The organism is Agrobacterium sp. GW821-FHT14E08, from assembly GCF_058803865.1.
Genome location: NZ_JBXAPJ010000004.1, coordinates 104,114 through 128,132, shown reverse-complemented (window position 1 = coordinate 128,132; position 24,019 = coordinate 104,114). Strand labels below are relative to the sequence as shown.

The following is a 24,019-nucleotide window of genomic DNA, read 5'->3' as shown; positions in this document are numbered from 1 at the left end:
GCGACTACCCCGGCGATGACGGCAATACCGTATTCAGGATCACTGGAAAACGCGTCTACGTAAAAATGAAAAAGGAATAGACACCGAGAAATGGTTCCCGGGCCAACATCAACCATCGGCCGATGGATGTTACTTCGACCTCAGATATGACGACGGAAAATGGCTCATGGCACGGGCACCTGATAATGGAACACTAGAGCGATGCACGCACCGCTGAACCGACTTGCGATAGACCCGGTGTAATTGCAGATGATCGGCACCGCCAACCTTGCTTTGAATGACCTGCTACGATAACGAAAGTCAGGTTCTATAAAATCAAGCCTTTGCGGAAACGATGCGACTGTTCATTCAAAAACTTTGCCGATGGCTTGAATTTTTTGCTCATGAGCGCCCCGTAACATGGGCCATTGCTTGGGCTCTAATTGGGATATGGGGAACGCTGGCAGCGGCGGGTTTTTGGAGAGTAGCTTTTGGCAGCCCTCCTGACGTTCAGGGCGACGCCTTGTTTTTATTGCTTTTTTCGAAGTCTGCGATTCTCGGCGAAGGATTTGTCAATATACCGTTTCTGGCATTTCCAGACGGTCTGAATTTTTCTTATTTTCCAACATTCGATTTCACGCAATTGTTCCTCATCAAGGCACTTGCACAATTTTACCATTCGCCCTTCGAAATCTGGACCGCCTTTCATATCGCCGCCGCAACTCTAGGTTTTTGCACTAGTTATTTGCTTTTTCTTTCCCTGACGGGGAGCCCGATGCAATCGGCCCTATTGGCCTTCTGCACCGCGTTCTTCGCTTACGTACAACGTTTGACCGGACATAATTTTCTTTATGCAGATTACGCCGTCGCTCTCGCCGTTCTTCTTATATTCACCCTGCTGGCCAAGGACTCGATAACACGTTCAAAAAATAAATTTATATACGCCATCCAGTTCTATTTATTGCCATCACTCTGTCTTTTTATCGTATTGTTTTCAGGCGTATATTATACGTTTTTCTTTCTTGCGATATTTTCATTCTTACTTTTCTATAAAATCCTCACAGGAACGATTGAACTGCCCTATCGCGCGGTGGCGGTTATTATCGTTTCTATTATAATTTTCTCCATCGGCATGTTTATCGTCTATCCTCAGATATTACTGGACCCGGCCGTTTTTTCACCAACACGATCGGCTTTCGATCAACCAGCTGCGGCGTTACGCATCGCCGATGCCGCGCTGGAGTATTCAAACAACCGCTACAATCCATTAATGCCATTTCAATCGGGTACTATCTCCGCCTATGCCGAGTGGAGGCAGGTTATCGAAGGGTTTGACGCGTTCTCAGGACCGTTCGTCACTCTATTCGCACTTGCGGCGCCTTTTCTTGTGCCGCTCTCGTCTGGCGGATTCGTAAAACGCTGGTTTGAAAACGACAGAAAAGCCAAGGCCGTTTTGGATCTGAGCGCCGTCGCCATACTCTTCATTATATTGTTCGCCGTCCCGTTTGGTTACGGGTTCCTGTTCAGTGAATTCATTACACCAGCTCTTCGATCCCAGAACAGGATCAGTCCATTCATGAACCTGTTTGCGATCATTTTGCTTTACGGCTTCATCAAATATGCTTTCAAGAGCACATTTGCGGTCGTGGTTGCATTGATCGTGATCGTCGGCTTCAACGGGATTGGCAGATACGACTATTGGGCCCAATATTATCGATCCATAAGGACTGAGTCTGCACTCAACCTCCAATCGGCGCAAACTCTCGTAAGCAAGATGGAAGCCACACCGGAGACCGTTGTTCTGCAGTTGCCATATGCAAACTTTCCCGAAGTTCCTGATATCAAGAACTTCGCTCCATACCAGCATCTTCTGCTGCCAATTGTCTTTCCGACAACCAATGCCAACGAGATGCCGCGCTGGAGTTATGGGTCCGTAACTGCGCAAGTGGCATCAAAGCTCGGGAATATACATATCGGAGAGCCGCTGAAGGCAGGATGGGATCGGAATGCGGCATGCATGGGCTTCACCGACATCGTTGTCGAAAAGCGCGCCTATGACCAACTCCCAGTACCAGATGGATCTCTTTGGGTGCTACGTCATGAAGATTCGCTGAGGCAACTCTGGGAGCGCGCCAGTACGTCGCGTCCATCTGGTTGTGCAAACACTTTGGCACTGGATTTCAGAAAAACCGATGATCGTATGATGCTTTACGGCGAGGACAGAGTCTGGCATGTGGACGAAGTGGGTGGGTATTTGAAAACAAGCGAAGGCAAGATTGCACTACCACTGTTCGATTTGCGTCAGAGCGAGATTTGCCTGAGCGTGGAAGCGCAATTGATTAACAGGACAGACCGCTCGAACCGAAATACGCAACTCTTTCTTAAAGTGGGCTCCACGCAGACTGTATGGCCAATTGAGGGCAATACGGCGAGCGCTAGCTTTATCGCTCGGATAGGCAAAGACGATTGGCAAGGGAACGTGATGTATATGACGGTCAGCCAGACTGCAGCGGATATGCCTTGGTTTGAGAGACTGAAGGCAAGTTACCGCGCGCGCAAGACCATGATTGGCATTCAATCTTTACAGATCAAACCATCACCTTGCGGGTAGCGTTATAGTCAAGGAACGATTTGCCCAACAAAATTGTTCCTAGATGATCGGGCTTGGAGTGTGTTCTCAGGCGCAGATCGAGTTTTTCGCCTTTAGAAGGTCATGTGGAGATAAAATGTCCGGTTTTTCAAATGCAAAAACAGAATATGACGATCTAAAGACTTGGTTGTTCGAACACGCCCTTCCTCTGTGGGGAAGCGAAGGCTGCGATCGTCAAGGTGGCGGTTTTCACGAAAAGATTGATCTTACCGGAAAGGCAATCGACGCTGGCCGGCGCACTCGTGTCACCGGGCGGCAAATCTACAGCTTTTCCGCGGCCGTGCGAATGGGTTGGCCGAGCGACGGCCGATGGTTCGTCGATCACGGTTGGACATTCATGACGCAGAAATGCTTCAAACTTGATGGAAGCATGAAGTCCGTCATAGATTTAACGGGACAGGAAAATATTGACGCGTTCGATCTTTACGATCACGCGTTCGCGCTGTTTGGGCTTTGGGCGGCCTGCGATACGAATTCGGATAATCGCGCGACTATCGAGCGTCAGGCGCTGACTTGTCTTCAGGCCATGATTGCGGGCTGGAAACATCCCCGCGCTGGCTTCGAAGAAGCCATACCGCGCAAATTGCCATTACGCTCAAACCCACATATGCACCTCCTTGAGGCTTGTCTGGCATGGCTCGACTATATGCCGTCGAGCGGCAGCGAATTGTGGGGACAAGTTGCGGACGAAATTGCCGAACTGGCTCTAAGCCGCTTCATCGGTCCGAATGGCGCGTTAAGAGAGTTCTTCGACGCAGAATGGAACCCGATGCCCGGATTGGACGGAAGACTTGTTGAGCCCGGACATCAGTTTGAATGGGCTTGGCTTTTGATGAGATGGGCACGCCTGAGGGGAAGAAAAGATGCGATCACTGCCGCCAAAAGACTGGTGGAAATTGGTGAAGCACGCGGGATCAATGAAAATGGGTTCCCGTTCAACTCTATACTTGACGACTTAACACCTCACGATCGAGGGTCTAGACTTTGGCAGCAGACGGAGCGAATTAAGGCGTGGCTGGCAATGACTGACATCGCGGCCGATCCTGAGACCAGAGATCATGCTTTCCAGAAAGTCGCAGACGCAGCCATCGGCCTGAAAAGCTTCCTTGATGTTCCCATTAAAGGGCTTTGGAAAGACAGGATCAAAGACGATGGAACATTTATAGACGAGGCCGCTCCGGCCTCCAGCCTATATCATATTGTTTGCAGCATCGAGGAGATGCATCGCTATTTCAGTCGACCGAATGGTGCAAAGCCTGCAGTCTTCCTGGACCGTGATGGGGTTGTCAACTATGACACGGGCTATGTGAAGTCCTCGGATGAGATACAGCTCATTCCTGGTGCTGCCGAAGCAATAAAATATCTAAACGAAAAACAATATCTTGTGTTCATTGTTACAAATCAATCGGGTATCGGCCGCGGCTTTTACGATGTCGACGACTATACCCTCGTTCATGCCCACATTGAGAATTTACTGAAAGCAGAAGGAGCAAGAATCGACGATGTCCGATTCTGCCCTTTTCATCCCGACGCAAAACACGAAGCTTTCAGGGGTGAGCATGCGTGGCGAAAGCCGTCCGCGGGTATGCTATTCAGTATCATGGACGAATGGCCCATCCTGCAACGGGACAGCATTCTAATCGGAGACAAGGATACTGATATTATGGCAGCGGAAAAAGCCGGCGTGAAAGGCCATCTCTTCTCTGGTGACAATCTTTTGGATTTCGTCAAATCACTACGACTATAAGCGGAACAGCTCGTTCTTTTGTGGCAGTGAATTCGACATCTAAAGCGTGAGGGGGGATACAAGGCATGTACTCTCAAGAGACCATCGGCGGCCTGAAATATCATAGGACCTGGACACCGTTGCGGAAGCAAACCACGGCCCGGATCTTGATCATGAATCTTGGCCATATAGGCGATTTCTGGATGTCGCTGCCAGCACTTCGACAAGCGCGGTTGTTGTTCGGATCAGCACACATCACCCTTGCAGTCAGTTCTTGGAATCTCTCTATAGCAAAGACCGTTAATGTCGCTGACGAGATAGTTGCACTGGACTACTTTCCCGAACAGGCAAAAGCCGACGCGGCTGCGCGTATATTTCAACAAAACGTGGTTCAAGAAGCGATTAATCTGGGCGAGTTCGATCTAGCGATCGACATTCGAGTGCCAGACGATACGCGTTTTATAATTGAGGGGCTTAGGGCAAAACAGAAGTTTGCCTTTTATAGGGATAGAAAAGGTGAATTCCGATATTCTCTTCCGCAAACACCCCTGAGCGTTCGGATAAAAAGAAAATATCGGATATTCTCGAAACTGGGATTTAAAAAGAAAGAGCGAAAGATTCGGGAGAATTTCGCTGAAAAAATGGAGCATTGTGCGATTAATGCGTCGCGCATAATAAATTACGCCTACGCAAATTCCGAGTTCAGCAAGAACACGACCTCAATTGAGGACGTCTCCGAGAACATATTTTCCGTAAAAAAGGATGGAAGAGCGGTAGTTGCTGTCGTTCCCTTCTCTAATTCGGCGCTAAGGGACTGGCCGTTCGAACGTTATCGTGAATTGATATTGGCACTTCTGGATAAGACTAAAGCAGATATCCATTTAATCTGTAATGGCAAAAATTTGCGGGTGCACGAGATCGTGGCTGTAAGCAGTCTTCAGCAGGACCTTAGCTCCAACGAACGGTTCGTTTTGAAGGATGCGTTAAGTCGTGATGAATTTTATTCGGCACTGGCCGCAGCTAACCTCGTCATATCCAATAACTCAGGCGCAGGGCATGTGGCGGCACAATTGAGTGTACCGACTATCGGCATTTATACGGCATCCCACCTCCCGGACATTTGGGGCTTTGTGGGACCCAAAGTGAGCATGATTTCCGGCGATGTGGAGTGTGCGGGATGCGGTTTGGATTTCGATGAATCCCGTTGTCCCAACGGAATGAAATGCCGTTCAATGATCGGTGTGAACGCGATTTTGGAGGAATCTCGTTTCCTGTTGACCCAATTCACCTGAGGCAGCATTGTAAATTGCTGTCCAAGGAACAACGCAGTCTACCAGCGTTTCCAATTTAACCTGCCTCACGGATAAGCCCGTTTCGTGATATTGGCAAAGTTTACTTTTCCTACCTTGGACTAAATAATGCGCGACAATAAGCTCCGACGCGGCCCGTTACGGCGAAGCTGGAAAATCGCCCGTCGATGGCTGCGGGCGAAATCCCGATACATGTCTGCTGTTTTGCGCGGAAAAGGCAACCTGTTCGGACCTGACACCCTCCGAGTCAATCATTCTGTCCCACTGTGGCCTCAAAAAATTCTCATTATTAAATCCGACAAGATCGGGGATTTCGTTCTGGCCCTGTCGGCCATGGCCCATTTGCGTGATACTTTTCGCGACGCAGAGCTTCATCTATTGGCCGGCCCGTGGAATCGAACCTTAGCCGAGCAATCGAAGCTCTTCGACGTGATTCACCTTACAACCGCCAACAATGGATCGAGCCAACCCGGGCGTGGCGAATTTGAATCGACGGCGGCACGACTACCTCATTTCGACCTTGCAGTTGATCTGCGGATTGAAGACGACCAGCGCGGCTACATTCTAGCGATCGATGCCGATACGAAAGCGGCGTACTCCGGAAAGAAAGGGCCTACCCGCTTTGACATTCAGCCGCCGTTCCCGAGAAAAGAATCTTGGGCAACGCAGATGCTCGATATTCATGCATCAACGTTGATGAACAGACTGGCGCGGGAGGTATCGGGTTTTTATCAGGATAATATTGTTGCGAAGTCTGTACTCATTAATCTGGCAAGAGAGAGAACTGCTTACACAGAGACCTTGATCAATGGGATTGACCACGACAGCGAAAAATTCCTTGTTGGCATAAATTGCGGCAGCGGTGCGCAAACGAGGGACTGGCCCGAAGAGTCGTTCTTGGCCTTGGCCAATCGTTTGATTGTAGAAAGCGATGCTTTTTTTCTTCTGATTGGCGGCCCCGACGAAATCGCGAAACATGAGATAATTGAGCGCGCATTGCCTGAAAATCGCGTTTTAAACCTCACTGCCAAAATCGATCTCGCGGACCTGCCAAGCATTCTGATAAAGCTGTCACTTTATGTCGGCAACGATACGGGAACGACCCATATGGCAGCGAGTCTCGGCATCCCCACTGTCTGCATCTATGGTGGGGTGACTTCGATCGGCAGATTTGCCGCTAAGGGTGAAAAAACAATCACAGTCACCAACGCTGTCCCATGCTCACCTTGTGGCGTTTCATCCCTGAAGGAATGTATCGGTGGCCACGCCTGTATGAGGGGCATCTCTGTCGATCGCGTTGTAGATGCGGCAGCGCGGGCAATGAATACTTAGCACAATGTAAATATTGTCAATTCTGAAGCCTTCGGAAACAGATTTCTTTCTCTAAAGGGAGCATAGAAGTCGTCGCGGTATCGCGACAACTCTCCTTTTAAGAACCGCTCAATTGCGTCCAGCCTAGACAGACACCTAAAATCGAAGGAAGGTCCTAATTTTCCTCACCCTTCGCTTGAGAATCTCTTTTGGTAGGTTTCTTCGAATGGTCACGAGCTCATCCTGCACTGCAGATAATGCTGATCGTGTCTCTTCGAGATTATGCTCCAGGGCATGCATCCTGTCGATAAGCCGGTCGAGGGGAAGATAGCTATAAGGAGAATTTTGATTGAAATCCTTATCCACCACATCCGATAGTTTTTGAAATGACGGATCGTCGTGCGCCTTCTGCGCGATCACCGAATAATCCGGGAAAAGTTCGGTCAACTCCAGTAGCGCGCCGGCAATCCCGGATGTGAAACGAAGCGAAGGCTGGTTTATCCCTATTGCGTAAACATCCGCAAATCCAGAAAACTCAGCAATGAACTTCAGGTAGTTTGGCGGCAGCGGATGTATATGTGTCGGATCCATATAAAAACGGTTGGATCCAACGAGAAAATTCTCTGGATTGGGCGTCTCGAATATTATCATCCCGCCTGGTGCAAGCACACGGAAACTCTCCGCGATAAGATCGTGCAAAATATCGACGGGAAGATGTTCGACGATATGAAACCCGGTAACCAGAGAAAGGGATGCATCCGGTAACGACTTAATATGAGCAAGAGCATCGCTGACAACTATTTTCAGGCCATCCAATTCGGCCGGTCTAAGCATTTCAACGTTTGAATCCACTCCCGTGGCATTCCATCCTCTATGAGAGAGAATCTCCAACCATTCGCCACGACCACAACCATAATCGACGCTTACCTTGGGAAGGCCCGAGGCCTCCAATGCGTCCAGAAGTGGAGAATATCCTAGCAGCCGTTTACCAACCTCTGCGCGGGTACCCCGATATTTTTGCTCGAATTCAAAATAGAATCTCTGATCAACCATTATAACCGCGGCTTTCTTTGAGGGGCGTAATGCACAATACGCCGACACGTCTTTTGCTATGGATTAAATTCTAAAACTTCCTCACAAATCGCCGCGGCGACAACTAGGTCTGCGTTTTCCAACCCATCACCTGCTGCACCGCGATTACCCGTGCCGGATACCTTCAAACATCAGCTGTCGAGGCGGCGTGGACCTGATTTGAGCCGCGCAAATCATGAACTGCCTTCATCACATCGGCTGCGACGTCACGCCAGGTTCGCATATCGGGATGAGCTTCTGCTATTCTCGTCTTAAGCGCAGCATAGTCTTCCGGTGTGGATAACAGTTTTCCGAGAATACTCGCCAATTGCTCAGGCTGCTCTGGGTCGAAGTAAAGCGCCAAATCGCCTCCTGCTTCACGCAAAGCGGGGACATCGGCCGCCAGCGCAGGTGTACCGCACCACAAAGCTTCACTTATCGGCAGGCCCCAACCTTCCATTCGACTGGGGAGGAGCAACGCAAAGGCACCCTCATACAGCAAGCGAAGCTCGGCCTGGTTAGGGTTGAGAACAAACTGAAACTTGTCAGCGATCGCTCGATATCGATCTTTCTTCAGAAACTTCTCTACTCGCTTGCGCCGTGCCCCAGCCAGAACAAGTAACGGGACATCGACGCCATTATTTTTAAGATTGAGCATCGCCTCCACAACGCATTCCAGATTTTTCCGGCCGTTGTATATTCCAACGCAAAGCAGATACGGCTCTGCCGGTCCTCTTTTATTCACTTGCTCGTTTGTTGGTCGAAGCTCGTGGCAAAGTGGTACCGCAACCACCTCAGGAATTGCCGGCAATGTCCCAGCTTGGGAAAAATGGCGCACTTCGCCTGCCGTAAATTCCGAGTTCGTCAAAATCAGCGAGGCCGCTTTTATCGTTACCTGATTGTCGTAAAGGAAGTTTCGAGGAAAGGCGAATTGATTGCGGTGCGTAAAGTCATGCAACGGAATCATATCGTGAAGCAGAGGCACAAAAACGGGCCTTTCCCCGCGTTTTTCCAACGCCATAATGTAGTCAGAAATGATTTTGGGGCGGCCGAGCGACACCAAAATTTGCCCGTCTAGGTTCACCTCTTTCGTCGCACCGTCCGGGACTGTCTGCCAGCGTTTCGTGTTTCGATGGACAACGATTTTACGCGCTATGTCGTAGAAGATTTTCTTTATGAAATTTGTATCATAAATATTCTGCCTAAGGCGCAAAGGTGTCGCGGTAGATGGAATATTGGGATCGAGAACTCCTGTCGGAGATGCATCACCTACCCGTGGAAACACTTCAAAGAAACGGCCGTGCAACGGCGAGTAAATGACATACCTGATCGACTTATCCAGTGACGTTAGTTCATACGCTACCTCCATGACGGTTCTGGAGATTCCGTAGTACTTGAACTTCACGCCGGAATTCAAAAACAACTCCGACAAATCGAAAAATATTTCAGGCATTCACTATCCTGTCTGCTACAACGAACCGACAAGAATCGGACGCTTATTTTAAGATACAAGGCGCACCGCTTTCGGCTCGTCCCCATCAACGGCTCATCTTTTACATTGGCACATAGCCTTCGAAAAGCGCTATTTCTCGTTTGATATGAACTGAACGAGATACCTCCTCCATCTTCGGATATTGGCCTTGACGCCAGCTTTTGCGGGACCACATAAATGAGGTAACATTACTCCACCTTACCTCGACAGCGGTTGACACATCGCGAGAGCCGATTTATTGGCACTCTCACCTAAGAAAAGATTGAAGGTACCTCGGCATTTGGAAGCGGTGTAAAGCTCTTTGTCATACATGCATGAGACCTAAAAAGTTCGTTTCGAGCGAAAAGCGAACCAAGCCTGAAGCAATGAAGGCCGGATTTGCAGTTCCTTTCTCGCGTGATAAAAACGGCCTACATCAAACAGGAACAAAACTGTGATCGGATCATTTTTGTCGCCAAACGACAAGAAGTTGCTGACGCGACTTTTCAAAGAAAACTTCAAAAAACATGTCGGTTGGTACTCTGCAGCAATTGCGGCGATGGTTGTCGTTGCCGCCACGACGTCTCTCAGCGCTTGGATCATGCGCGATATCGTCAACAGCGTTTATCTGAAGAGAGGCTTTGACGTCGTTCTTGAGATTGCTGTTGCGGTTGCGGTCATTTTCATCGTGAAGGGTCTCGCGACCTTTGTGCAGAGCTATTATCTGAGCAAGGCTGGCAACAGCATCGTCGCCGAGCAGCAGCGCAAAATCTATGATCGGCTGTTGAAACAGGGAGTATCCTTTTTTCAGAACCTACCGTCCTCCGAACTGCTTGTGCGCGTCACCTATAATGCGCAGGCGGCCCGGAGCGTCATAGACACGATCGTCACCTCTTTTGTCCGGGACCTTTTTTCGCTCCTGGGACTGATCATCGTGATGTTCGCCCAGAATTTCCTTCTGAGTGCGATTTCCATGATTATTGGTCCGTTGGCGATCTTCAGCGTTCGTCTCGTCCTGCGTCGTGTTCGCAAGATCATGGAAGCAGAACTCGCTTCGCTGGGTGAAATCGTCAATGTCGTGCAGGAAACGAGTATTGGCGTTCGCGTCATCAAGGCATTTTCGCTCGAGAAACTGATGCGCCAGCGCATGAACAAGGCGGTGTCGGATGTTGAGCACCGTGCCAATGGGATTGCCAAGCTCGAGGCAGCTACGAGCCCGATCATGGAGACCCTGTCTGGCCTTGCCATCGCAGTGGTAATTGCTGTCTCTGGATACACCGTGCTCGAAAAAGGCGGCTCCCCCGGCGATCTGATGGCATTCATTACCGCTCTTCTCCTAGCCTACGAACCGGCTAAGCGACTTGCTAGAATGCGCGTACAGATCGAAGGCGGGATGATCGGCGTGCGTATGATGTTCGAGGTGCTGGATGCGCCGCTAACACTGATGGAAAAGAAAGACGCAGTAGCGCTCCCGAAGGCAAGCGGCGATGTAGAACTCAAGAACGTCAGCTTCGAGTACGTGTCCGGTCAGCCGGTTCTCAGGGACGTCAGCGTCCTTTTCGAAGGCGGCAAGATGACGGCGCTGGTCGGCCCCTCGGGCAGTGGCAAGTCGACTATCATCAACCTCATGATGCGTCTTTACGACCCGCAGAACGGCTCCGTTGAAATCAACGGCACGGATCTGCGCGATGTTTCCTTTGCCAGCCTGCGCGAGCATGTTTCGTATGTCGGCCAGGAGACCTTCCTGTTCTCCGGAACGATCAAGCACAACATCTCCGTCGGTCGCGACAATGCAACGGAGGAAGAGATCATCGCCGCAGCCAAGGCCGCAAATGCGCATGATTTCATCATGAAGATGCAGGACGGATACGACACCAGGCTCGGTGAGAACGGCTCCGGTCTGTCGGGCGGTCAGCGCCAGCGCGTGGCCATTGCTCGCGCAATGCTTCGAGACGCGGATATTCTGATCCTCGATGAAGCGACGAGTGCACTGGATTCCGAATCCGAATCTCTCGTGCGCGATGCGCTGGAGCGTCTGACGCTCAACAAGACATCCATCGTCATCGCCCACCGCCTTTCCACCATCAACCGCGCTGACAAGATTGTCGTCATGGATAATGGTGAAGTGGTCGAACAGGGCAGCCGGCGTGAATTGTTGGCGAATGATGGTCTTTACAAGCGGCTTCACAGCATCCAGTTCGACGCCGACGTCGCTTGACACCAAAATGAAATCGGGCGGCTCTGCCGCCCGAATTTGCTTTTCGGCTATCTTAAGCTTGGGCCAAAAGAGCCGGATTAGCTACCAGGCGATTTCCATGTCACTCGCAGCCCTTGCCAGAAGTGGCAATATCTCCGCCACACGCTCATCCGTAAGACGAGTCAGCGGCGCCGCCACGCTCATGGTTCCCACGACATCTTTCCCCTGGTGGATGGCGACAGCAATTGCCCCCACTCCCTCTTCGGCTTCGCCAACTGCGCGGCCGTAACCGAGACCTGCAACGGCATCGAGTTCCCGGTTCAGCGCTTCGATGGTATTGATGGCGTTGGCAGCCTGCTGGCCGGGTTGGCCGAGCCCGGCTTCAAGGGCGATCCTCAGCGCCCTCTCCCGCTCCAGGCTCGCCAGCCATATTTTACCGTTCGCCGTCGCATAGGGCACAATGCCGGCGCTCATATCGGGTTCAAACACCAGGCCTGAGCGGCGACCGCGGGCGGAGCCGACCCAGACAAGCGTATTGTTCTGCACAGCCGTCAAACGAACGAGTTCGCGGGTGCGTTCGGCGAGCGCATTCAGGATCGGCTGACGCAAATCCGAGACCTGCAGCCGCGCCAGTTGTTTCTGGCCCACCAGCGCCATGCGCATGGTCAGCGCGTAGCAATCGCTCTCGGGGCTCTGCCAAGCCCAGCCATTCTCGATCAGGGACGTGAGGATGCGATGACATGCGCTTTTCGGAATATCGAGTTGATGAGCGACATCGGATAGTTTGAGCGGTTCCTCGGCCAAGGCGAGGAGCTCCAGCATGGCAATCGTTCGCTCGACGCCGCCGCTTGGTACATTGATCGTCCTGTCCATTTCATTCTCCGGTCGCATATGCGTCGCGATTTTCAATCAAAAGACGACGCCTCATCAGGAAGATGCAGGGCCTTTCGCGTCTTCCTCTTCGGATACGTGAAAGGTCCGTTCGTTTCAGGCATGGCGTTGCAAAATGCCGCGCGAAAGGAAAATCTCGGTAATCTCTTCGGATTTCTCGATGAATTCCGGCTCCCGCCGCGCCGCCAGCCCACGCGGCCGAGGCATGTCGATATCCAATATCCTCTCGATTCTCCCAGGTCTTGGGGTCATGACGATGACGCGATCCGCAAGAAGAACCGCTTCATCGATGGAATGGGTGATGAAGACGACGGTCATTCGATTCTTCAGCCAGAGCGCTTCCAAATCGATACGCATCTGTTCGCGCGTCAGCGCATCCAATGCCCCGAAGGGCTCATCCATCAACAGCAGACGCGGTTGCAGAAGCAGAGCACGGGCGATCGATGCGCGCTGCTTCATGCCGCCGGAAAGTTCGTGCGGATACCTGTCGGCGAAATCCTTCAAACCGACGGATTCGAGAAGCGCGAGCGCATGCGGCCGCAATTCCTCGCGGTTCCGCCCGGTCATTTCGGCAGGGAACAGCACATTGTCGATGATCGTCCGCCAGGCGAGAAGCACGTGATTCTGAAAAACGATGCTCATGCCGGGCGGCGGTTCCTTGGAAACGTCGCCGAAAACGGAAATCTCCCCCGTGCTGGCGTGAGAAAGCCGGGAGATCAGCCGCATCATCGTTGATTTGCCGCAGCCGGACGGGCCGACAATCGCGACGAACTCCCCGTCACCAATCGTCAGGTCAAGTTTTTCCAATGCTACGACAGGCGCGTCCGCATGCCCGAAATATTTGCTGACGCCCTTTAGCAAGACGCCGGGCTCATAACCGGTCCTGTCGTTTTTCTTCTGCAACATGCGTTCCTCCCGCTGCATTTCATTCTTCTGCTGCCTCCGAAATAGCACTTGACGAAACATCAGTCCATATGGAACATTGTTCCAACAATACAAAATTGTCCGGCAACGAGCGGGCAATTCGGGAGGAAGCATGTTTTCGAAAGTCATTGGTGCCGTCAAAGGACAGGCCCACACCGTAGGCAGCCTCGTGGGCGCAGGCATTGTCTGGGAAATCGCGGTGCGTCTCTTGAATGTTCCGGAATATATCCTGCCGGCACCGAGCAAGGTCTTTGCGGACCTTTATAACAATGTGCCTATTGTCTTCACCGCATCGCTCTACACGCTGCAGCCCATGGTGCTCGGCTTCCTCGTGGCCGTCGTCATGGGAACGTTGCTTGCCCTGCTGGTCGTCTATTCACGTGCATTCGAGGCGATCTTTTATCCGCTGCTGGTGATCCTGCAGATCATCCCCAAGATCGCCATCGCACCACTCTTCATTATCTGGGTCGGCTTCGGTCTGCCGTCGAAAATCCTCCTGGTTTTTCTGCTCTCCTTTTTTCCGATCGTCGTCAATTCCATCGTGGCCTTCAAATCCATTGAGCCGGATGTCTACGATCTTGCCAAAAGCTATCGCGCCGGACGCCTGCAGATTTTCTGGAAAGTGGAGTTGCCGGGCGCCCTGCCCTCGCTTTTTGCAGGCTTCAAGGTCGCAGCCGCGCTTTCGGCCACGGCAGCCGTCGTGGCGGAGTTCGTCGCTTCGGATAACGGCCTTGGATATCTGCTTTTAAATTACAACGGCAACATGAACACCAGCATGACCTTCGCCGTCATCATCGTGCTGAGCCTGCTTGGCTTGCTTCTCTACGGCATCGTGGAACTTATCGAGCGTTTCGCCATCCCCTGGCACGTTTCGCAGCGCCGTGACGATTTCACTGTCGGGAAAAGCGCGACCTGAATTCGGACTTCAATTAAAAACGGGAGGATAAAATGTTCAATATTATGAAAAAAACGCTTGCGGGCGGTGCGATCGCGCTCGCCGTTGGTCTGGCAGGAATTCAGTCCGCTGCGGCTGAAGACAAGGTCACACTCCGTCTCAATTTCCTTTTGAGTGGTGTCCATACCATCTTTTATTACGGCGCAGAAAAGGGTTTCTACAAGGAGGCCGGCATCGATCTGCAGATCGGCGAAGGCCAGGGCTCGGCGCGCACGGTCCAGTCGGTCGCAACTGGTGGCGATATGTTCGGCATTGCCGATGGCGGCAGCGTCATTGCCGGCGCTTCGAAAGGCGCACCGGTCAAATCCGTGCTCGGTCTGCTTAACACCTCACCCTACGCTATGACGTTTCGCGCGGATTCCGGCGTAAAATCCATCAAGGATGTGGAGGGCAAGACGGTCGCGGCCAGCGCTGGCGAGGCATCGCTTGTCCTCCTGCCCGCTATCTGGAAAAAGAACGGCGTCGATGCGTCCAAGGTGAATATTCTGAATGTGGATGGACCCGGCAAGATCATCGCCATCATGCAGGATCGCGCTGCGGGCATTCTCGGTGGGCTTGAAAACCAGGTCGTGGTTCTCAATTCAAAGGGTCTGGAGCAGAAGGTATTTTCTTTTGCGGAGCTGGGCGTGAACACGCAGGGCCTGACGATCGTTACCAACACCAAGTTGATCGACGGCAATCAGGACCTGGTCAAGCGCTTCGTGGCGGCGTCGCTGAAATCCATAGAGGCAGCCAAGGCGGATCCTGACGCGGCAGTTGCTGCAGCCGTGAAGGAAAAGCCGACCGGCGATCCCAAGCTTCTGAAAGAGCAACTGGAAGTCTCGCTCAAACTTCTGCCGTCGCCATCCGCCCCATCTGCGCCGCTCGGCGAAATGGCTGCGGCAGACTGGCAGCAGACACTTGATCTGATGAAGGAATATCAGGACATCAAGACCGATATGTCGGCAGATGCCTTCTTCACCAACAGCCTCATCGCAAAATAACTGCAGACGCCGAGAGCCCGGCAGATCTGCCGGGCTCGATGCGGAACAATGGTTTCAAACATGTCCACACACTATGATCTTGAAGGCCGGGTGGCGGTCGTCACGGGTGCTGCCGGCGGCTTCGGTGCCGCCATCAGCCGGAGGTTACAGGACTGCGGCGCCACGGTGATTCACTGGGATCTGCCGACAGCTGTGAAAAGCGGTTACGTTGCCAACCTGCCCCATGCCGGCGTCGATATCACAGACGCACAAAGCATCGAAACCGCCACCAATGATCTGCAACAGCGGTTCGGCAGGCTCGACATCCTCGTCAACAATGCCGGCATTGTCGGCAATGTCGCGCCCTTGTGGGAAATTCCGGTCGAGGAATTTCGCAGGATCATCGACGTCAATCTGTTCGGGTCGTTTCTTGTCTGCCGTGCGTTGGTGCCGTTGATGATCGAAACGGCGAAAGAAAGCCATTTCGGCCGCATCGTCAACGTCGCCTCCATCCAGGCCAAGGAAGGCATGCATCAGGCAGCAGCCTACAGCGCCGCCAAGGCGGGGCTGGTGGCGATGACCAAAAGCCTCGGCAAGGAACTGGCAACAGCGGATATTCTCGTTAACGCCATTACGCCCGCGGCCTCCATGACGGCAATGAGTGTCGATGCCCCGAGGGAACGACTGGACGATATTCTCTCCCGCATTCCCATGCGACGTTTTCTCGATCCCGCCGAAGTCGCCAATATGGTGGCCTGGCTCTCTTCTTCCGAATGCAGCTTCTCGACCGGCGCGGTTTTCGACCTGTCCGGCGGTCGTGCAACATATTGAGGTAACCAATGTCTCTCTTGGGAAAGGCCGTCGTCGCCATCTGGAACGACATCTTGCCGGAAGGCCGTGATAATTTCATCGAATGGCACAATCGCGAGCATATCCCGGAACGCGTCGCGATCCCCGGCTTCCTACGCGGACGCCGTTATATCGCCGAGCAGGGAGTACCCGAGTATTTCACGCTCTATGAGGCAGCGGATGCGAAGGTGCTGGTCGGCCAGCCCTATCTCGACCGGCTGAACAATCCCACCCCCTGGACAAAGCGTTCCACCGCAGACTTTCGCAACACGACACGCGGTGTCTGCAACACCGACTATTCCCATGGCTGCGGCGACGGTGGCTTCATCGCCACCTTTCGTTTTGATGCGGCGGAGACAGATAGGGCGGCAATCCGATCCATGCTGACTGACGCTCTCTGCGAAACCGGTAAGTTGAACGGCATCAGCGGCACCCATCTTTGCATTGCAGACAGTGGCGCAAGCAGCCTTGAAACCGCCGAACGCAAGGGCCGTCAGGTTGGTGTGCCGAACTGGATCATCATGATCGAAGGCGGCTCGGCCTCTTCCGTTGCCACTGCCGCGGACAGGCTGGCGCAACAACTCTCCGGAAACGACCTCGTCGGACCCGTGGAATTTGGACTTTACCGCCTTGAATTTGCGCTCGGCGAAAATGCCCTTCAGCAATCAGCCGCATAGGAAAACAGAATGAAACTTCTCCGTTATGGTCCAATCGGCCAGGAAAAGCCGGCAGCGCTAGACGCTGAGGGCATTATCCGCGATCTTTCTTCGATCGTCACCGACATAGCCGGGGCGACCCTTTCGCGCCGTTTTCTTGAAAAACTGACAAAAACCGATCTTTCTTCCCTCCCGGTCGTACCATCTGATGTGCGGATCGGCCCCTGCGTCGGTTCTGTCGGCAATTTTGTGGCGGTTGGCCTCAATTACATCGACCATGCGCTGGAAACGAATACGCCCATTCCCGAAGAGCCGGTGCTTTTCAACAAACACACCTCCTGCATTTCCGGCCCGAATGATCCGATTTGCCTTCTGAAGGATTCGGAAAAAACCGATTGGGAAGTCGAGATCGCCTTCGTTATCGGTGAGCCGGCCTATCATGTGCGGGAAGAGGATGCACTCTCGGTCATTGCGGGTTTCTGCGTCTGCCATGATGTCTCCGAACGCGCCTTCCAGATCGAACGCGGTGGCCAATGGACGAAAGGCAAAAGCGGACCGACATTCGGTCCGCTCGGGCCATGGCTGGTCACACCGGATGAAATCAGCGACGTGCAAAATCTCGGCCTGTGGCTGGATGTTAACGGCCAACGCATGCAGACCGGCTCGACGTCCAAGATGATTTTCCCGATCGCAACGCTGGTTTCCTATATCAGCCGCTTCATGCGTCTGATGCCGGGCGATGTGATCACCACCGGGACACCGCCAGGTGTGGGCCTTGGAATGAAACCGCCCGTCTTCCTGAAAGCCGGCGACGTGGTCGAACTCGGCATTGATGGCCTTGGCAGACAGCGCCAAATCGTGACAGCATTCGGCGCGTGAGATCATCGGGAGACATGAGCGGAATGGCGGCGATCGAAAAACTGGCGAAGCGTTTTGCAAAGGCAAGCCGGGAGGGTGATAGAATTGCTTTAGCGGAGCTGGAGGCGGAGGGCCTCGTTCCGGGCACGCTTGCAGAGGCGATGGCGGTTCAGCGAGACTTTGCCGGATATTTGGGAAAACCGATCGGCGGCTGGAAGCTGGCGATTCGTCCGGATGGCGAGGCGGTCGCGGCTCCCATGTTCGATTGCTGCCGGGTGAACGATGCCAATCTCGCTTCCTTCCCGTTGGATGGAACGGAAGGGATTGAAGTCGAGATATGCTTTACACTCTCTGCCGATATTCCCGCTACGGCCGAAGGGCGGCTCACCAGCGCGGATCTGATGCAGTACATCGACAAGGTGCATCTGGGTGTCGAGCTTCTCCGTTACAGACTGGAAGAGAAAAATCAGGTTCCGTTTCCGCTTTTTCTGGCAGACCGCCTCGCCAACCACGGTTTCGCCCTCGGTCCGGAGGTGGACAAGAGCGTCGTGGACGTTTTTGCCGCTAATGGCGATGAGCTGCCGCAGCTCATCGTTACCGAAGGATCAGTGCAGCTCTTCCATGACAAGGTGAAACACCCGAATGTTGATCCGCTGGCGCCACTTCTTGCCTTTGCCAATGCCGCACTCAACACGGGACATATGCTGAGGGCAGGCCAGGTGGTGACGACGGGCAGCCTCTGCGGTGCGCTGCCGGGCGCACTCTCTGACGAGACCCGCATTATGCTGGAATCGGTTGGCGCTTTCACGCTGTCGGGTCCGAAGGAATAAGCCGGCAGCCCAACGAATAAACAATCACGTTCTCCCGATCAGCGATGATGAGACGCAAAACGGCACCTTTTTGCGTCACTTCACTTAACCCGCCCGTATTCACCCAGAAAATCGAGCAACGCCCGAATACGGGACGGGAGGAGCCCGCGCTGGCCGGCATAAACGGCGTGAAATATCTCCGTTTCACCCGTATCAAGATGATCGAGGACCGATATGAGCCGGCCAGCGGCGATATCCTCCCGCACGGTGAAGGCAGCAGCGCGAACCAACCCGACACCGGCAAGGGCGAGATGGCGAAGGCCCTCGCCATCGCTGGCCTGCACGCGTCCCGTCGCGGGAATGACGACGGTCTTTCCGGCATCCCGCAACGGCCACCCGTCGATTGACCGGGCATAACCGAACCCGAGCCGATTGTGATTTTCCAGGTCGGTTATGGTTTGCGGCACGCCGCAGCGCTCGAGATAATCCGGGGCGGCGGCAATGATCATCCTTGTCTCACCGAGCTTCCGGGCAACGAGAGTTGAGCTCTTCAGGGGTCCGGCGCGCACCGCAACATCCATGCGCTCCGCGAGGAGGTCGACCACCATATCCGTCTGGACGATATCGAGCGTGACGCCCGGATGAAGCGCCAGAAACCGTGGCAGGATGGGCGCAAGAATATGTGTTGCATAAGAAGCGCTGGTATTGATCCGCACACGGCCGACGGGCTGTTCGCCCTCACCGGCAGCCCGTTCGGCCTCTTCGAGATCGGCAAGGATGCGGGTGGCCCTTTCATAGAAGGCGCAGCCCTCCGGCGTGATCTGAAGCTGCCGGGTGGAACGGTTGAGCAGGCGCACGCTCAGGCGGCCTTCCAGCCGTGCGATCAGCTTGCTCACCGCCGAAGGTGTCATGTTCGCCGCTGCAGCCGCGCGGGAAAAACCGCCGAGTTCGACGACCCGCACGAAGATTTCCATCTCCCCTGCCCGGTTGATATCCAGTCGCGCCATGATGATTTCATCTCACAAGTGATAGTATTTTCGGCATTCTATTTCATTGAAGATTGAGCGTCTATCTTCAGACGGCGATTGAGACACATCACAATCCTCGTCTGCCTGATCACGGGATGGGCAGAGCGCGATGCTTTAAAGCGACCCGCCCGCGACTATTTCGAAGCAACAAAGGAACGCCCCATGGAATATCGCCATCTCGGCCAATCCGGCCTGAAAGTGCCAGTCTTGAGTTTCGGCGCCGGAACTTTTGGCGGCTCCGGCCCGCTCTTCAGCAACTGGGGCAATTCAGACGCGACGGAAGCCCGGCGCCTGATCGATATTTGTCTGGAAGCCGGCGTCAACCTGTTCGATACCGCCGATGTCTATTCCAATGGCGCATCGGAGGAAGTGCTCGGCGAAGCCGTCAAAGGAAGGCGCGACAGCATTCTAATCTCGACCAAGACCAGCCTGCCGATGGGCGACGGGCCGAACGAGGCGGGCTCGTCGCGCTTCCGGCTGCTGCGCGCGGTGGATGACGCCCTGCGCCGCCTAAAGACCGACTATATCGACATCCTTCAGCTTCATGCCTTCGATGCCTTCACGCCGGTTGAGGAAGTGCTGTCGACGCTCGATACGCTCGTCCGCTCCGGCAAGGTGCGATATACCGGCGTGTCAAATTTCTCAGGCTGGCAGATCATGAAATCGCTTGCCGTCGCGGACCGATATGGCTGGCCGCGTTATGTGGTCAATCAGGTCTATTATTCCCTGATCGGCCGGGATTACGAGTGGGATCTGATGCCGCTCGGCGCCGATCAGGGTCTTGGCGCAATGGTCTGGAGCCCGCTTGGCTGGGGGCGGTTGACCGGAAAAATCCGCCGCGGCACGCCTCTGCCCGAAGGTAGCCGCCTGCATGAGACCGCCAGCTTCGGACCGCCGGTGGATGATGAACATCTCTACCGCGTAGTCGATGCGCTCGACGCTGTCGCGGAAGAAACCGGCAGGACGGTGCCCCAGGTCGCCCTTAACTGGCTGCTCAGACGCCCCACTGTTTCCACGGTGATCATCGGCGCGCGCAATGAGGAACAGCTGCGCCAGAACCTCAATGCCGTGGGATGGGAACTGACGTCCGCACAGGTAGCGAAGCTGGACGAGGCCAGCGAGACGACTGCGCCCTATCCGCATTTCCCGTATCAGCGCCAAGCGGGTTTTGCCCGGCTTAATCCACTGGCCATGACACGTCAGACTATGCCGTTCTAAGGCAGGGCCAGGCCGCCTGAACCACAGGCGGCCTGACAGATGCGGAGCTTCAGGCGGCTTTGTTGGCGGAGCCTGCGTCCACCCGGCCGGAAAACCAGTTTGCCAGGATTGCGCCGGAAATATTGTGCCAGACGCTGAAAATGGCGCTCGGAACCGCGGCGAGAGGCGAGAAATAGGCCGTGGCAAGTGCCGCGCCAAGGCCCGAATTCTGCATGCCCACCTCAATCGCGATGGCCTTGCGCTTGGCAAGCGACAGGCCCGTTGCCTTTGCGGCGAGATAACCGAGGAGATAGCCAAGCCCGTTATGCAGGACAACGACGGCAAAAATCATCAGCCCGGACTGGGCGATGGACGCCTTGGATCCTCCCACCACCGCCGAAACGATGAGGACGATGCCGATGACGCTCACCAGCGGCAACGCCGGAACGGCGGCCTTGACGAGACCGGGCAGCAGCTTCTGCAGGGCGGCGCCGAGAGCGAGCGGAACCAGAACGACCTTGACGATGCTGAGGAACATGGCCCAGCCGTCAACCGGCAGGAACTGGCTCGCAAACAGCCAGACGAGGAACGGCGTCACCAGCGGCGCGGCAAGCGTGGTGACCGAGGTGCAGGCAACGGACAAGGCGACATCGCCCTTGGAGAGATAGGTCATGACATTGGAAGATGTGCCGCCCGGGCAGCAACCGACCAGAATGACGCCCGCCGCGACTTCCGGAGGCATGGGAATGATGCGGGTGAGCAGCACCGCCAGAAGCGGCATGATGAGAAACTGCCCGAGCACGCCGATCGTCACATCGAACGGCCTTTTTACGACTTCCCTGAAGTCGTCGACCGAAAGTGTGAGCCCCATGCCGAACATGATGATCGACAAGAGCGTCACGATCCACGGTGCGATCTGCTTGAACGTATCCGGAAAAAAGAAGCCGAGTACGGCAAACAGGATGACCCAGATGGCAAAGGTCTTGCCAACGAACGCCGAAAGGCTTGCCAGCGATTTCATATCTTTACTCCCTAATGAACACGAGACCCCGTCTAGACTCCAAGGGGGTCGTGTCAAGGTCACTCCGGGGGCAAAGGGTCAGAACCGGTAAGTCAACCCGACGACCGGTCCACTCAGTCGGGAATCGAAAACGTAACCATCGTGGGAGTAATCCACGTCAAGCACCTTGTAGCCCGCCGAGACCGACAATGTGTCGGTAAAGACATAGTTGACCGTCGCGAGCGCTGACCAGGTGAGATCGGATCCTGCTCCGAAACCGCCGATATCCACTTGTCCCTGAACGGACAGCTTGTCCGTCAGGCTGAAAAAGGCCCGCGCGCCGATGACGGGGTCCACCCAGCCGAAACTCTCCCTATGGCTGGCGGAAACGCTGCCGATCAGGGGGTGGCTGGCAGTGACCGCGACGTCATTGGAAATGTGCCAGAAGCGCGCGCCGGCAAGCGCGTCCAGAGAAAATCCATCCGCATCGATGACACGGTAACCCGCCTGCAGCGTCGCCATGAATTCCTGTGTGTCCACATTCGCACCGACAGCGGCACCGGCCGGCAAGGTTGGCAAACCCGGAATTTGCAGCGCCGGCAACGGACCGGTTGCCTTGCTGTCGGTGGTATCGACATACATCAAATCGCCGGAAAGGACGAAACGGTCGTAACGCCCCCAGATGTTGAGAAACCCACCGAAATTGAGATCATCCATGACATCTGAAAAGGATTTCTCCACATGCAGGGTCGGTGCCCGTCGGAACGGCGATATGTTGCCATTCAAACCAGTCGCCCAGAGATAGCCCGTGGCCTGGAACGCCCAGTCGGCCCCGCCATCAACTTTCGCGGGTGCGGCAACAACGTCGTCCGCACCTGCGGCCGCGGTTGCGGAAAAAGCCATAACGGCTGCAAAAACTGATAATTTTAGCAATGCCTTCTCCCCAACTAATCGCCCGTAGCTAAACCTATTTGACTCCCGCCAACAAGTCCGATTTTCTATCATACGCTGTATTGGCACCGCGAGCACCGGAGACGTTCCCATGCGCCCCAAGACCCTTCCGTTTTTTTCCGCCTGCACTGCCGCGATATTGTCTCTCACCACGCTTGCCACATCGGTTGCCGAAGCCTGCACGCGCTTCGTTTATCTGGGCGAAAATGATCAGGTGATGACGGCCCGGTCGATGGACTGGAAAACGGATGTGGGAACCAATATCTGGGTCTTCCCCCGCGGCATGGAGCGCTCCGGCGAGGCAGGTCCGAATTCGATCAAATGGACCTCGAAATACGGCAGCGTCATTGCGTCGGGTTATGATATTTCCACGACCGACGGCATGAATGAGGCAGGCCTTGCCGCAAACGTTCTCTGGCTGGTGGAGTCGAGCTATCCCGCTTATGACGGAAAATCGCCGGGCCTGTCCATCGCCGCCTGGGCGCAATATGCGCTCGACAATTTCGCAACCGTGGACGAGGCCGTCAGCGCACTCGAGAAAAACCCCTTCACCATCGTCACCGACAATGTCCCCGGCGAAGAACGTCTGGCGACCTTACACCTCTCCCTTTCGGACGCGACGGGTGACAGCGCGATCATCGAATATATCGACGGTAAACAGGTTATCCATCACGGCCGTCAATATCAGGTCATGACCAATTCGCCGACCTTCGATCACCAGCTGGCGCTCAACGAATATTGGAAGCAGATTGGCGGTACCGTCATGCTGCCAGGCACCAACCGCGCATCCGACAGGTTTGCCCGGGCCTCATTCTATGCAAATGCCATACCCAAGAGCGAAAATCCGGTCGAGGCCATAGCCAGCGTCTTCAGCGTCATCCGCAATGTCTCAGTTCCCTATGGTATCACCACGCCGGACCAGCCGAATATTTCCTCTACCCGCTGGCGCACGGTGATAGACCACAAACGCAAGCTCTATTTCTTCGAGTCCGCGCTCACACCGAATATCTTCTGGATCGACATGACGAAACTCGATCTTTCGAAAGAGACCGGTGCCGTCAAGAAACTCGACCTCGGCCCCAATCAGATTCACATCTATTCGGGCATGGCGAACGAAAGCTTGAAGGACACCAAGCCTTTTAAGTTTCTCGGGCTTTAGGTCTCAAATCGCGTAACAGGGCGATGAGTAACAGGCGGGGCGTTTCCGCCGTTCCTTGCCGCCCA

At 54.3% G+C, this 24,019-nt stretch carries 20 protein-coding genes; 13 read left to right on the top strand and 7 right to left on the bottom strand.

Annotation, left to right across the window (positions count from 1 at the left end; all coding sequences use genetic code 11):
- Positions 1 to 334 precede the first annotated feature (334 nt).
- From AC1ROR_RS16850 to AC1ROR_RS16835, 4 genes are all read left to right on the top strand, one after another.
- Positions 335 to 2,590, top strand: coding sequence for a hypothetical protein (locus AC1ROR_RS16850; RefSeq protein ID WP_498590112.1), 2,256 nt, complete (start codon positions 335 to 337; stop codon positions 2,588 to 2,590).
- 115 nt (positions 2,591 to 2,705) lie between these two features.
- Positions 2,706 to 4,376, top strand: a complete 1,671-nt coding sequence (locus tag AC1ROR_RS16845) for an HAD-IIIA family hydrolase (RefSeq protein ID WP_498590111.1) — start codon at positions 2,706 to 2,708, stop codon at positions 4,374 to 4,376.
- Positions 4,377 to 4,441: 65 nt separating this feature from the next.
- Positions 4,442 to 5,647: a glycosyltransferase family 9 protein gene (locus AC1ROR_RS16840; protein ID WP_498590110.1), complete on the top strand. Its 1,206-nt coding sequence runs from the start codon at positions 4,442 to 4,444 to the stop codon at positions 5,645 to 5,647.
- A 126-nt stretch (positions 5,648 to 5,773) separates the two neighbouring features.
- The gene (locus AC1ROR_RS16835; RefSeq protein WP_080723262.1) at positions 5,774 to 6,997 is read left to right on the top strand and encodes a glycosyltransferase family 9 protein; all 1,224 of its coding nucleotides are present in this window, start codon (positions 5,774 to 5,776) and stop codon (positions 6,995 to 6,997) included.
- A gap of 135 nt (positions 6,998 to 7,132) precedes the next feature.
- Here the strand turns inward: AC1ROR_RS16835 and AC1ROR_RS16830 are convergent, their stop codons facing one another.
- Positions 7,133 to 8,029 carry a class I SAM-dependent methyltransferase gene (locus tag AC1ROR_RS16830; RefSeq protein ID WP_051796437.1) on the bottom strand — a complete coding sequence of 299 codons (897 nt, stop codon included), beginning with the start codon at positions 8,027 to 8,029 and terminating at the stop codon, positions 7,133 to 7,135.
- 163 nt (positions 8,030 to 8,192) lie between these two features.
- A complete protein-coding gene (locus AC1ROR_RS16825; RefSeq protein WP_498590109.1) occupies positions 8,193 to 9,500 on the bottom strand; it encodes a glycosyltransferase family 4 protein in 1,308 nt (435 codons plus the stop codon).
- 472 nt (positions 9,501 to 9,972) lie between these two features.
- Between AC1ROR_RS16825 and AC1ROR_RS16820 the strand changes: the two genes are divergently transcribed.
- On the top strand, positions 9,973 to 11,736 hold the full coding sequence (locus AC1ROR_RS16820; protein ID WP_080839955.1) for an ABC transporter ATP-binding protein: 1,764 nt from the start codon (positions 9,973 to 9,975) through the stop codon (positions 11,734 to 11,736).
- 81 nt (positions 11,737 to 11,817) lie between these two features.
- Here the strand turns inward: AC1ROR_RS16820 and AC1ROR_RS16815 are convergent, their stop codons facing one another.
- Both AC1ROR_RS16815 and AC1ROR_RS16810 read right to left on the bottom strand, forming a co-directional pair.
- Entirely contained in the window at positions 11,818 to 12,588 is a 771-nt protein-coding gene (locus AC1ROR_RS16815; protein ID WP_080839951.1) for an IclR family transcriptional regulator, read from the bottom strand.
- Positions 12,589 to 12,702: 114 nt separating this feature from the next.
- Positions 12,703 to 13,512, bottom strand: coding sequence for an ABC transporter ATP-binding protein (locus AC1ROR_RS16810; protein ID WP_035226337.1), 810 nt, complete (start codon positions 13,510 to 13,512; stop codon positions 12,703 to 12,705).
- Positions 13,513 to 13,642: 130 nt separating this feature from the next.
- Here AC1ROR_RS16810 and AC1ROR_RS16805 point away from each other — a divergent pair, with 130 nt between their 5' ends.
- The 6 genes from AC1ROR_RS16805 to AC1ROR_RS16780 are packed head-to-tail and all read left to right on the top strand — an operon-like array spanning position 13,643 to position 18,640.
- Positions 13,643 to 14,446, top strand: coding sequence for an ABC transporter permease (locus tag AC1ROR_RS16805; RefSeq protein ID WP_498590108.1), 804 nt, complete (start codon positions 13,643 to 13,645; stop codon positions 14,444 to 14,446).
- A 32-nt stretch (positions 14,447 to 14,478) separates the two neighbouring features.
- Positions 14,479 to 15,468, top strand: coding sequence for an ABC transporter substrate-binding protein (locus AC1ROR_RS16800; protein ID WP_080839949.1), 990 nt, complete (start codon positions 14,479 to 14,481; stop codon positions 15,466 to 15,468).
- Between the two features lie 60 nt (positions 15,469 to 15,528).
- Complete coding sequence (locus AC1ROR_RS16795) at positions 15,529 to 16,278, top strand: SDR family NAD(P)-dependent oxidoreductase (protein ID WP_080840457.1); 750 nt, start codon at positions 15,529 to 15,531, stop codon at positions 16,276 to 16,278.
- Positions 16,279 to 16,286: 8 nt separating this feature from the next.
- Positions 16,287 to 16,973 (top strand): DUF4286 family protein, encoded by a 687-nt coding sequence (locus AC1ROR_RS16790; RefSeq protein ID WP_080839946.1) that lies wholly within the window; start codon positions 16,287 to 16,289, stop codon positions 16,971 to 16,973.
- 9 nt (positions 16,974 to 16,982) lie between these two features.
- The gene (locus tag AC1ROR_RS16785) at positions 16,983 to 17,831 is read left to right on the top strand and encodes a fumarylacetoacetate hydrolase family protein (RefSeq protein ID WP_080839943.1); all 849 of its coding nucleotides are present in this window, start codon (positions 16,983 to 16,985) and stop codon (positions 17,829 to 17,831) included.
- 23 nt (positions 17,832 to 17,854) lie between these two features.
- Complete coding sequence (locus tag AC1ROR_RS16780; protein WP_498590107.1) at positions 17,855 to 18,640, top strand: 2-keto-4-pentenoate hydratase; 786 nt, start codon at positions 17,855 to 17,857, stop codon at positions 18,638 to 18,640.
- Between the two features lie 80 nt (positions 18,641 to 18,720).
- Here the strand turns inward: AC1ROR_RS16780 and AC1ROR_RS16775 are convergent, their stop codons facing one another.
- Positions 18,721 to 19,626: a LysR family transcriptional regulator gene (locus tag AC1ROR_RS16775; RefSeq protein WP_498590106.1), complete on the bottom strand. Its 906-nt coding sequence runs from the start codon at positions 19,624 to 19,626 to the stop codon at positions 18,721 to 18,723.
- A gap of 183 nt (positions 19,627 to 19,809) precedes the next feature.
- On the opposite strand from AC1ROR_RS16775, the gene AC1ROR_RS16770 reads away from it, so the two are divergent.
- On the top strand, positions 19,810 to 20,865 hold the full coding sequence (locus AC1ROR_RS16770; protein ID WP_498590105.1) for an aldo/keto reductase: 1,056 nt from the start codon (positions 19,810 to 19,812) through the stop codon (positions 20,863 to 20,865).
- 49 nt (positions 20,866 to 20,914) lie between these two features.
- Here AC1ROR_RS16770 and AC1ROR_RS16765 read toward each other — a convergent pair whose 3' ends face one another.
- Together AC1ROR_RS16765 and AC1ROR_RS16760 are read right to left on the bottom strand one after the other, a co-directional pair.
- Positions 20,915 to 21,865, bottom strand: coding sequence for a bile acid:sodium symporter family protein (locus AC1ROR_RS16765; protein ID WP_035226274.1), 951 nt, complete (start codon positions 21,863 to 21,865; stop codon positions 20,915 to 20,917).
- Between the two features lie 78 nt (positions 21,866 to 21,943).
- Positions 21,944 to 22,747: a hypothetical protein gene (locus AC1ROR_RS16760; RefSeq protein WP_498590104.1), complete on the bottom strand. Its 804-nt coding sequence runs from the start codon at positions 22,745 to 22,747 to the stop codon at positions 21,944 to 21,946.
- Positions 22,748 to 22,886: 139 nt separating this feature from the next.
- On the opposite strand from AC1ROR_RS16760, the gene AC1ROR_RS16755 reads away from it, so the two are divergent.
- Entirely contained in the window at positions 22,887 to 23,954 is a 1,068-nt protein-coding gene (locus AC1ROR_RS16755) for a linear amide C-N hydrolase (protein WP_498590103.1), read from the top strand.
- Positions 23,955 to 24,019 lie beyond the last annotated feature (65 nt).